The organism is Duganella radicis, assembly GCF_009720825.1.
In the GTDB taxonomy this organism is placed as follows: Bacteria; Pseudomonadota; Gammaproteobacteria; order Burkholderiales; family Burkholderiaceae_D; genus Rugamonas; species Rugamonas radicis.
The window spans coordinates 47,045-57,083 of record NZ_WNKY01000040.1 but is presented as its reverse complement, the minus strand read 5'-3'; the positions used below and the strand labels follow the sequence as shown (position 1 = coordinate 57,083).

The following is a 10,039-nucleotide window of genomic DNA, read 5'->3' as shown; positions in this document are numbered from 1 at the left end:
GGCCCCCCGGCGTGCCCGGCAGGCCGGGCGCGGCGCCGCCGGGCGGTTTGCCGGGCAGGTACACGGCGGCGCCTTGCGACGGCAGGGTGGCCGCTTCGCCACCTTCGGCCACGCCGGCGTCGGTGTAGAGCAGGGTGGGAGCGCTGCCGGGCGCGCCATTGCCGAGCTGGAAAGTGGGGCGCGGCTGGGCGCTCAGCACGGTCAGCGGCACGCTGCTGCCGACCTGGGTGTCGCCCGGCAGCATCAGGCGCACGGAATTCTCAGCCACCTTGACCAGGTAGCTGCCATCCTTGAGCTTGGAGAGGACTTCGGCCGGCACGGTCTGGCCGACCAGGCTTTGCACGGCGCGCTGGAACGCCGCCTGGCGGCCATCGCCGATGGCGACGCCGGCACCAGCGCCATCGGCCGGCTTGACCGGCGTGATGGCGGCGTCCAGGCGCGGCAACATGGCGCGCGCCTGCTTTAGACGCTACCGTAGGCGGTGACGACGCGCCGTTCAGTGCCGGTGGAGTTGATCAGTTTGGACAGTTGCGCCATCCACGGCATGGTCAGGTCGCGGATCTGGCGGTCGGCGTTGAGCATCTGGCGGATCAGTTCGATTTTCCGTTCGCGCTCGGCACCGGTCATGGGCTGCTGCGGCTCCTGCGCGCGCAGCACCTGCACGTGGGCGGCGCAGCGCTGTTCCAGTTGCACCAGCGCGTCCCAGTCGCTGCGGCTGGCGGCCTGCACCATCTGTTCGGTCAGCTCGGCCATCGCGGCGTACACGGATAAAACTTCTTGAATCGTCATCATAAATCAGGCGCTCGCGAGGTTGTTGGGTTGAGGAATGCCGGTGGCGGCGGGGGTGTCGGCGATCGCGTTCCAGGCGTCGCGCAGCTCGGTCAGCAGGCGCTGCACCTCTTCGACAATGCTGGGATCGTTGTTGAGGTTGGCCGTCAGCAGGCGCGCGCTCATGTATTCGTACAGGGCGTCCAGCCCTTCGGCGATTTCGCCGCCGGCCTTCTTGTCGAGCGCGGCGCGCAGGCCGCTGTCGATGATCATGATGGCCTTGGAGATGGATTTGCCTTTCTCGCCGATATTGCCACTGCGGATACCGTTCAACGCCGTGCTCAGCGCCACCAGGGCGCCGTCGAACAGCATCACGATCAGCTTGTGGGGACTGGCGGCAACCACGCCCGTTTCCATGCCAACCTTGGCATAGGCGTTGACACCAGTTTGTCGAGATCCGAACATACTTTATCTCCTGTGAATGCGTCCGCGGTCAGGCCTTGGCCATGGCCGCGAACTGCTGCGTCAAGAACGACGCGGTGGTATTCATGCTGGCGATCGAGGTGTCGAGCGCCGTGTATTGGTCGCGGTAGCGTTTTTCAATGTCGGTCAGGCGCTCGCTGAAGGCGTCGCGCTGCTTGGTGATGTCCTTGACCGTGTTGTTCAAGCCGGTGGTGCGGCTGGCGATCGCGCCGCCGCTGCCGAGGTAGCCGCCGGCCAGGGTGTTGAGCTGGTAGGCATAGCCCTGCGAGAAGCCGAAGTTGCCGCGCGAACCGGTGGTGTCGCCGGTGATGGTCAGCTTCAGGCCGTCGACCGGGGCGCCGGCCGCGCCGGTCAGGGTCTGGCCGTCGCCGGTGGCGGTATAGCCGCCGATGGTGCCGGCCACGTCCTTGCCATCGACCGGGGCGCCGCTGCCAAAGATGGTCGCGAGGTCGGTGCCGCCGGTCGGGATGATGTGGATGTTGGACTTGGAACCATAGCGCGTCGAGGCCAGCTTGAGGGTGCCGTCGTCGCCCACGGTGGCGGTCACCGAGGCGCCGTTGTTGGAAAACGCGCTGACGCCGTTGATCGACGATTGCAGCAGGGTGGCCAGCTGCGACGGGTTGTAGGTGCCGGCCGGCAGGCTGATGGTGGCCGTGTTGTTCAGGTTGGACGGCACGGTGTCGTTCAGCGTCACGGTCCAGGTGGTGTCGGCGTCGATGGTGGTTTCGGCCGGCAGCACGGCGGTGCCCTGCAACACGCCCTGGGTGGCCAGCTGGGTGATGTTGACGCCGTAGTCGCCGGCCTGGGTCTTGCTGGTCGAGCTGACGAACTTGATGTCCGGATCGGAGCCGCGCCCGACCGCCGCGAACAGGCCGGCGATGTCGTTGAACTTGGTGTTGATGGCGCTTTGCAGCTTGGCGTTGTCCAGCGTCAGGGTGCCGTCCTTCTGGAACGACACGCCGATCTGCGACAGGTTGGTCAGGGTGGTGCCCTGCAGGCCGGTGATCGAGCCGCTCATCTGGCGGCGCACCGAGGCTTGCAGATTGCGCACGGTGGAGTCGCCCAACAGCGGGCCGCCGGTCTTGGTGTCGGGGTCGTAGGCGGTCAGCTGGGTGATCTGCGCGTTGAGGTCGTTGTAGGCCTTGACGAAGGTGTTGACCGAGGTGGTCAGCGAGCTGCTGTCCTTGGCCACGCTCAGGGTCGAGGTGCCGGTCTTGAGCGCGCTGATGGTCACGCCGGCGATGGCGCCGCTGATGGTGCTGCTGCTGCTGGTGACGGCGATGCCGTTGACCGTGGCCTGGGTGTCCAGCGCCGAGGCCTTCTGGCTCAGGTTCTGGGTGCCGGCCGGATCGTAGGCCAGCAGCGACACCAGGTCGGGGTCGGGCGGGTTGCCGCCGGAGCCGGCCAGGGTGATCTTCATGGTCGAGCTCTGGCCGGTGGCGCTGGAGGTCAGGATCAGGTGGTTGGGGGTGGCGCCGGTGCCGGTGGCGCCGTCCGAGACGATGCTGGCGGTGACGCCGAAGTTGCCCTTGTTGATGGCATCCATGATGCCTTGCAGCGTGTTGTTGGAGCTGTCGATCACGATGTTGCCGCTGGTGCGGGTGCCGTCGGCGGCGAAGCTGGCGCCCAGGTAGGCGCCGCCCACGCCGGCGGTGAAGCCGGCGCCGGCCGGGTTGGTGCCGCCCACGCTGATCGGGCTGCCGTCGGCCGAGATCAGCGAGATCGAGCCGACCGCCGTGGTGCTGGAGCCGAGGTTGGCGGCGCCGCTGTTGCCGATGCCGCCGGTGACGGTGCCGCTGACGTTTTCCGTGACGGCGATGTTGCTGCCGTCCGGATTGGTGAATTGCAGGGTGCCGTCGGCGGCGCTGCCGCTGACGGTGATGTTGGCGTCGGCCAGCGCGCGCGCCACCGCCGTGTTGCCGGTCAGCGCCGCGTCCAGCGCGGCCGCGGTGACGCCGGCGCCGGCGGCCACGTTGGCGCCCTGGGCGGCGATCTCGACGCCGCCGACCGACAGCGAATAGGTGCCGCCGCCGCTGGTGTCGATGTCGCCAAAGGTGGAGGCGCCACCGCTGCCGAACAGGGTGGCGCTGGTGGCGGTGGGGGCGGCCTTGGCCGAGACCCCGGTGGTCGAGCTCTTGGCGTTGATGGCGTCCGCCAGCAGGCGGGCGCTGCGGGTGGTGCCGTCGGTGGCGATCGCGGTGTTATTGATGGTCAGCGCGCCGGTGGTCAGGCCGCCGGTGCTCAGGCTGGCGCCCAGCTGGCTGCCGGTGAGGCCGAAGGTGCCGCCGCTGACGGTGCCGAGCGAGAAGTTGATCGTGGTCTTGGCGCCCAGGCCGATGGTGGCGGTGGTGCTCTTGTAGCCGCCCGAGGCCAGGGTTTGCGCCTGCGCCAGCTGGGTGATGTTGACCCGGTAGCTGCCCGGCTGGGCGGTGCTGCTGGCGGTGGCGGTCATCACGCTGGCGTCGCTCGGGGTGCTGAGCAGGGATTGGAAACTGTTGACCGAGGTCAGGCTGGAGAGCGAGGACTGGAAGGTGCCCAGCGCGCTCGACAGATTGCCAAACGCGGACACCTGCGCCAGGTAGCTGGCCGACTTTTTGTCGAAATCCGCCAGCGGCGCCGATTCCACCGCCATCAGCTTGCTGACGATGGTGTTGACGTCGATGCCAGAACCGATGCCGGGAGAAGAGAGGCCCACGTTGTGCTCCTAAGTAAAACAATAATATAAGACAATATCGGCAGAATCAAACCGGACTTGAGAGGGGAGAAAACCCGCCAGTTCGCGCAAAGCTGAAAAAACAGGCAGTGTGTTGAAAACCGGTACTGCCTCGTGATGGACAGCAATGGCGGAGACGGCGCTCCCGGAATCAGGATGCCACAGAAGGGGAAAAAGCGGCGCGCCCCAGGCGCGGCCGCTTCAGGCGGTTTGCTGGATCAGCAGACCGGTGCTGGATTTGGCCTCCAGCGATTTGGCGATTTCCAGCGCTTCGGGCGTGGGAATCTGGCGCAGCACTTCCTTGGTGGTCTGGTCCACCACCTTGACCACGGTGCGCTTGCTGTCGCTGTCGATGGAAAACTCCAGGCCCTGCGACTTGGCCTGCACCGACTTGTTCAGCTGGGACACCGCCTCGCTCACCTGCTCCAGCGAGGGCGCGGCCGAAGGCGCCTTCACCGCGGCGGCGGTCTCGACGGCGGTGGCCGGGGCGCGCGCGGCGCCCTGGGCGACGGCGGCGTCGGAACTGACCGGGGCGCGCTCGGCCGGGCGGCCGCTCGCGGCCGTGGTGGCCGAGCCTATGGTATCGATAGTCATGATGCTTCCTTTACGAAAAATCCCCGACTGACAAAATCAGCCGGGGAACCTGGTTACGGCGGCGCTTGCGGCGCCGTCTCATCCCCGGATTTTAGCCACGCAGCAGCGACAGCACGCCGTTCGGCAGCGAGTTGGCTTGCGCCAGGATCGCGGTGCCGGCCTGTTGCAGGATCTGGCCGCGGGTCAGGCTGGCCGTTTCCGCCGCGAAGTCGGTGTCCTGAATACGGCTACGGGAGGCCGACAGGTTCTCGGTCGCGGTGTTCAGGTTGGCGATGGTCGAGGCGAAACGGTTCTGGATCGCACCCAGCGCGGCGCGGTTGCTGTTGACCTGGTTCAGCGCGGCGTCGATGGTTTTCAGCGCGGCGTTGGAGCCATCCACGCTGGAGACGTCGATCTTGGACACCGATTGCAGGTCCGAGCCGGCCGACACGTTGACGATGTCGGTGCCGGTGTCGGACTTCAGGGCGAAGCCGCTGTCCGACGAGAACTCCAGACCGCCGCCCACCACGGCGGCCACGCCGCCGGTGGCCACGCCGGCCGCGAAGGTGACCAGGTTGCCGGCCACGGCCGCGGTGGCGCCGCTGGCGGCCTTGTCGGCGCCGCGCAGGTTGGAGGTGGCCAGCGCGTCGTTGGTGGCGGTGTTGGTGTTGACGATGTTGATGTCCGCGCCCGACGAGTTGGTCAGCTTGATTTCCTTGAAGCCGCTGGTGGTGTTGGTCACCACCGCCGCGCTGATGCCGGTGGTGCCGACCTGGGCGTTGATCGCCTGGGCCAGGCCCGACAGGTCGCCGCCCTTGACCTGGGCCGAGATGGTCACGGCGGTCGAGTTGGCGTCGGCTTCCACCGAGTTGTCGCCGCGCAGCTGGAACTGGAACGAGCCGTCCGCGATGGCGGTGTTGCCGCCGCCGCCGGTGATGGTGGCGGTGGTGGTGGCGGTGGCCTTGACGCCGCTCGAATTCGACAGCGCGTTGACGCTGGCGGCGATTTTCTTGGCGCTCTCGCCGAGGTCGACCTTGACGTTGGTGGTGGTGCCGGTGCCCGAGGTGAAGGTCAGGTTTTGCGCGGTGATGGCGTTGCTACCGGTGGTGGTGGCCGACGACGAGTTGGTGGCGCCGCCGTCCAGCACCGACTTCAGGGTGTTGTTGCCGATGTCGGTGGCCTTGGCCGACTGGATGCCGACGTTGATGGTCTGGCCCGAGTTGGCGCCGACCTGGAACTGCGACGAGGTCAGCGAGCCGTCCAGCACGTTCTGGCCGTTGAACTGGGTGGTGTTGGCCACGCGGTCCAGCTCCTGCGACAGGGCCGATACCTCGTTCTGGATCGACTTGCGGTCGGAATCCGAGTTGGTGCCGTTGGCGGACTGGACTGCCAGTTCGCGGATACGTTGCAGCAGATCGCCGGCGGTGCTCAAGCCACCCTCGGCCGTCTGCGCCAGCGAGATACCGTCGTTGGCGTTACGGGCGGCCGTGGTGTTGCCGCGAATTTGCGACGTGAAACGCTCGGAAATAGCCAGGCCAGCAGCGTCGTCTTTGGCGCTGTTGATGCGCAGACCGGACGACAGGCGTTGCAGCGACGTCGACAGGTTGGCTTGCGAGGAGGTCAGATTACGTTGCGAATTCAGCGATGCAACATTGGTGTTGATGACTTGTGCCATGATGTTTCTCCAAACTGGTGCTACTTATTGTGGGCCGGGTGCCTCATTTCCCCTTGGTTTGCCTCTCTGTTTCCGAAGCAATCAAACCGCAGTTATTCTCGGTAACGGGTTCCCATGTGGAAAGTTTAGGGAGAAAACGCCGGAAAATTTTTCCCTTCGGGGCTAAAGTTCGCTGCGCATGAGCGTCTAAACGACGTCAAAAAAAGAAACTTTAGGGCGAAAAAAAATTTATTTGCGGCCGCGAAAGGCGAAAAAAAGCCCGGCGCGGGGGCCGGGCGCGACGCCGAGGGGGCGGCGGCGGCCTATTCGGCCACCACCACCCGGTTCTTGCCGGTCTGCTTGGCGGTGTACATGGCCTTGTCGGCGCGCTTGACCAGCTCGGTCTGCTCCTCGTTGGGGCGGCGCAGGGCGACGCCGGCCGAGAAGGTGATCAGCACCTTCTCGTTATCGTGCAGGAAGAAGTGCTTGGTCAGCTCGCGTTGCAGCCGGGTCATGGTGGAGGCGGCCGCCTCCACCGTGGTTTCCGGCATCAGGATCAGGAATTCCTCGCCGCCGAAGCGGGCGATCACGTCCATCGAGCGCAGCGTGTCCTTGACGATCTTCACCAGGTGCTTGAGGGCGGCGTCGCCGGCGATGTGGCCGTAGGTGTCGTTGAGCTTCTTGAAGTCGTCCAGGTCCAGCACGGCGATGCACAGCGGCGTGCCGCGGCGGTCGGCGCGGGCGGTCTCGCGCTCGAACACATCGTCCAGGCCCCGGCGGTTGAGGCTGCCGGTCAGCTGGTCTTCGCGCACCAGCTCGCTCAAGTGCTGCAACTTGGCCTCCAGCGTGTGGATGCGCGCCTCGGCGTCCTGCACCTCCTGCTTGGCCAGCATCATCTTGTCGCGCGCCTTGAGCGCCTCGTTCTGCACCAGCCGGGTTTCCTTGAGCACCTCGTCGAGGATGCTGTTGAGCTCGGCGATATTGTCGGCCTTGCTGATCTTTTCCGAATAGCCGCCGATCTTCTCGTGGAAGTCGCCGGTCGAGGCCGCCACTTGGCCGAGGCGGTCGATAAAGGTCATCATCATGTTCTTGACGGTGAGCTTGACGTCCGCCAGGCTGTGCTTGAGCTGGCCTTGTTTATAAATCACTTCCTTCAGGCTGCGGGTGGCCTCCTCCAGCGCGCGCACGTCCAGCGGGCCGGCGATCAGGTTTTGCACCGCCTCGATCTGGCCGCGCAGCCAGCTGTCGTCGTCCAGCAGCTCGCTGACGTTTTCCAGCAGCAGCTTGAACAGGCGCAGCAGCAATTCCTGCTGCTCGCCGCTGTCGCCGCCGCGCAACTCGATCTGGTAGCACAGCTGTTTCAGGCGCACGGCGATCTCGGCCAGCGCCTCCTCGCTGTGCGCCAGCTTGGTGGCCGCGCCCAGCGATTCGGCCTCGGCCACCAGCACCGGCGCCCCGCTCAGCAGCGAGGCCACGGCAAAGGTCAGGGTGCGGCTCAGCAGGTCGCGCAGGGTGCGGGTCTGCTCGCTTTCCTCGCCGGGCAGGCCGGCCACCTCGATGCCTTTTTTGGGCGCCACGAAATGCTTCTCGACCAGCTGCGACAGCGCGCGCGCATAGGCTTCCCAGTCGCGCGACTTGACCGCGCGGTTGAAGCGGCGGCCGAATTCGGCCAGGTCGCCGGTGTTTTCCGTCAGCCGCGCGGCAAACTGGCTGAGCACCGATTCCGGGCCCGGATCGGCGCTGCCCAGCGGGGCCGGGGCGGTGGCGGCCGGCGCCGGGGCGATGCCGGCGATTTCGTTGTAAATGTCGCGGTAGGCTTCCGGCGTCGGCGCGATGCGGCGCACGGCCAGGCGGCGGAACGCCTCGCGTGCGATGTCGGCCGGGTTCTGCTCGGGAGTGGATGGTTTGCTGGACATGGTGACGCGCGGGCCTCTTAATGAATTACCAATTACGTCTATGATAAGCGAGCTGTCCGGCCGGCAATACTCGAATAAGGGGCGGGAAGGTGGCTTTCATCCGTGTATAACTATCTTAACTCCGCTTATTCGATCAGTTGGTTTTTTATGGCGTAATGGGTCAGTTCGGCGCTGTTTTTCAGCTTCATTTTCACCAGCAGGCGCGCGCGGTACTCGCTCACGGTCTTGACCGACAGCGACAATTCCCTGGCGATGGCGCCCACCGTCTTGCCGGAGGCGATCATGGTCAGGGTCTGGTATTCGCGGTCGGACAGGGTTTCGTGCAGCGGCGCCGCGTGCTCGTCGCCCACGTGGTTGGCCAGTTCCTGCGCCAGCGCCGCGCTGATGTACTTGAGGCCGCCCGCCACCTGGCGGATGGCGTTGACCAGTTCCTTCGGCGCGCTTTGCTTGGTCAGATAGCCGGCCGCGCCGGCCTTGAGCGCGCGCAGCGCGTACTGGTCCTCGCGGTGCATGGACAGCATCAGCACCGCCAGCTCCGGCTTTTCCTTCTTGATCTGCTTGAGCACCTCGATGCCGTTGCGGTCCGGCAGCGAGATATCGAGCAGCATCACCTGGCAGCCGGCCTTGCGGAACAGCTTGATGGCGTCCAGCCCGTTTTCCGCCTCGCCGGCCACCACGATGTCGCGCGTCTCGGCCAGGATTTGTTTCAAGCCCTCGCGCACGATGGCGTGGTCGTCGGCGATGAAGACCTTGATGATGGATTTCTCAGTCATGAATTCCCGTGCATTATTTCTCTTCCGCTATTGTAGCGTCCGCGGCGGCCGCGATGAGGCTGTCGCGCACGGTATCGCGCTTAATTTTAATCGCCACCACCGTGCCGCCGCCGCTGGCGTGGCTCAGCGTCAGGGTGCCGCCCAGCGCGCGCGCCCGTTCGGCCATGCCGCGCAGGCCGAAGGAATCGGCCTTGGCGCGGTCGGCGGCGCGGATGCCGCCGCCGTTGTCGCTGATCTTGAGGCTGACGTGGTGGCGCAGCCGCGCCAGCTTCACGCTGGCCTTGCTGGCGTGGGCGTGCTTGGCGATATTGGTCAGCGCCTCCTGGGCGATGCGGAACAGGGCGGTGGCCTGGTCGTCGTCGAGGCCGACGTCGCGGTGGTTGGCGCTGAAGCTGCTGGCGATGCCGGTCTGCTTGCCGAATTCCCTGACCTGCCATTCCAGCGCCGCCACCAGCCCGAGGTCGAGCAGGGCCGGGCGCAGGTCGAGCGCGATGCGGTGCACCGCGTCGATGGTGCGGTCGACCAGGGCGTCGACGTAGTCGGTTTTTTCGCGCAGGGCCGGCTCGGCCTGTTCCAGGCGCGCGGCCAGCATGGCCACCGCCATCTTGATGGCGGTCAGGTTGCCGCCCAGCTCGTCGTGGATCTCGCGCGCGATGCGGGTGCGCTCCTGTTCCTTGACGCGGTCGGTGTGGGCGCTCAGCTCGGCCAGGCGGGCGCGCGAATGGCGCACTTCCAGCTGCTCCAGCTTGCTGTCGGTGATATTGGTCATGATGCCGTCCCAGCGCACCGCGCCGCCGTCCAGCGCGTGCGGCGTGCAGCGCAGGTTGATCCACTTGACGTCCTTCCAGGCGTCGACCCAGATGCGGCCCTCCCAGTTCCAGCTCCACAGCGCGTTGGCCGAGGCGCGCATGGCGTCCAGGTAGGACTGGCGGTCGTCCTCCAGGATCAGGGCCAGGAAGCGCTGCGGCTGGGCGTGCAGCTCGGCGGCGGTCAGGCCCAGCAGGGCCAGGCACCCCTCGCTCAGGTAGGGGAAGCTGACCGTGCCGTCGGCGTGCAGCACGAACTGGTACACCAGTCCCGGCGTGTTGGAGACGATCGCGGCAAAGCGCGCGCGCACTTGCTCCAGTTCGGCTAACAGGGTGGGATGATCGACGCTCAT

Annotated in this window: 8 protein-coding genes and 1 pseudogene; all 9 read right to left on the bottom strand. The window is 66.3% G+C overall.

Annotated features, from left to right (window positions below; genetic code table 11):
* A pseudogene (locus GM676_RS24760) lies at positions 1–448 on the bottom strand (flagellar hook-length control protein FliK); the annotation flags it as partial.
* Between the two features lie 14 nt (positions 449–462).
* Positions 463–792, bottom strand: a complete 330-nt coding sequence (locus tag GM676_RS24755) for a flagellar protein FliT (protein WP_155466873.1) — start codon at positions 790–792, stop codon at positions 463–465.
* A gap of 3 nt (positions 793–795) precedes the next feature.
* The gene (gene fliS / locus GM676_RS24750) at positions 796–1,233 is read right to left on the bottom strand and encodes a flagellar export chaperone FliS (RefSeq protein WP_155466872.1); all 438 of its coding nucleotides are present in this window, start codon (positions 1,231–1,233) and stop codon (positions 796–798) included.
* 28 nt (positions 1,234–1,261) lie between these two features.
* Positions 1,262–3,946 carry a flagellar filament capping protein FliD gene (gene fliD, locus GM676_RS33000; RefSeq protein WP_371866361.1) on the bottom strand — a complete coding sequence of 895 codons (2,685 nt, stop codon included), beginning with the start codon at positions 3,944–3,946 and terminating at the stop codon, positions 1,262–1,264.
* A 219-nt stretch (positions 3,947–4,165) separates the two neighbouring features.
* The gene (locus GM676_RS24740) at positions 4,166–4,558 is read right to left on the bottom strand and encodes a flagellar protein FlaG (protein WP_155466871.1); all 393 of its coding nucleotides are present in this window, start codon (positions 4,556–4,558) and stop codon (positions 4,166–4,168) included.
* A 91-nt stretch (positions 4,559–4,649) separates the two neighbouring features.
* Entirely contained in the window at positions 4,650–6,212 is a 1,563-nt protein-coding gene (locus GM676_RS32835) for a flagellin N-terminal helical domain-containing protein (protein ID WP_155466870.1), read from the bottom strand.
* A 302-nt stretch (positions 6,213–6,514) separates the two neighbouring features.
* The gene (locus GM676_RS24730; RefSeq protein ID WP_155466869.1) at positions 6,515–8,107 is read right to left on the bottom strand and encodes a sensor domain-containing diguanylate cyclase; all 1,593 of its coding nucleotides are present in this window, start codon (positions 8,105–8,107) and stop codon (positions 6,515–6,517) included.
* Between the two features lie 125 nt (positions 8,108–8,232).
* Positions 8,233–8,880, bottom strand: a complete 648-nt coding sequence (locus GM676_RS24725) for a response regulator (protein ID WP_155466868.1) — start codon at positions 8,878–8,880, stop codon at positions 8,233–8,235.
* A 13-nt stretch (positions 8,881–8,893) separates the two neighbouring features.
* The gene (locus tag GM676_RS24720) at positions 8,894–10,039 is read right to left on the bottom strand and encodes a sensor histidine kinase (protein WP_155466867.1); all 1,146 of its coding nucleotides are present in this window, start codon (positions 10,037–10,039) and stop codon (positions 8,894–8,896) included.

What these genes read in the sequence shown, in the direction of transcription:
- GM676_RS24755 (WP_155466873.1), bottom strand. Translation starts at nt 792, where the DNA reads ATGATGACGATTCAAGAAGTTTTATCCGTGTACGCCGCGATGGCCGAG.
- GM676_RS24720 (WP_155466867.1), bottom strand. Translation starts at nt 10,039, where the DNA reads ATGAGCGTCGATCATCCCACCCTGTTAGCCGAACTGGAGCAAGTGCGC.
- GM676_RS24740 (WP_155466871.1), bottom strand. Translation starts at nt 4,558, where the DNA reads ATGACTATCGATACCATAGGCTCGGCCACCACGGCCGCGAGCGGCCGC.
- GM676_RS24725 (WP_155466868.1), bottom strand. Translation starts at nt 8,880, where the DNA reads ATGACTGAGAAATCCATCATCAAGGTCTTCATCGCCGACGACCACGCC.
- fliS (WP_155466872.1), bottom strand. Translation starts at nt 1,233, where the DNA reads ATGTTCGGATCTCGACAAACTGGTGTCAACGCCTATGCCAAGGTTGGC.
- GM676_RS32835 (WP_155466870.1), bottom strand. Translation starts at nt 6,212, where the DNA reads ATGGCACAAGTCATCAACACCAATGTTGCATCGCTGAATTCGCAACGT.
- GM676_RS24730 (WP_155466869.1), bottom strand. Translation starts at nt 8,107, where the DNA reads ATGTCCAGCAAACCATCCACTCCCGAGCAGAACCCGGCCGACATCGCA.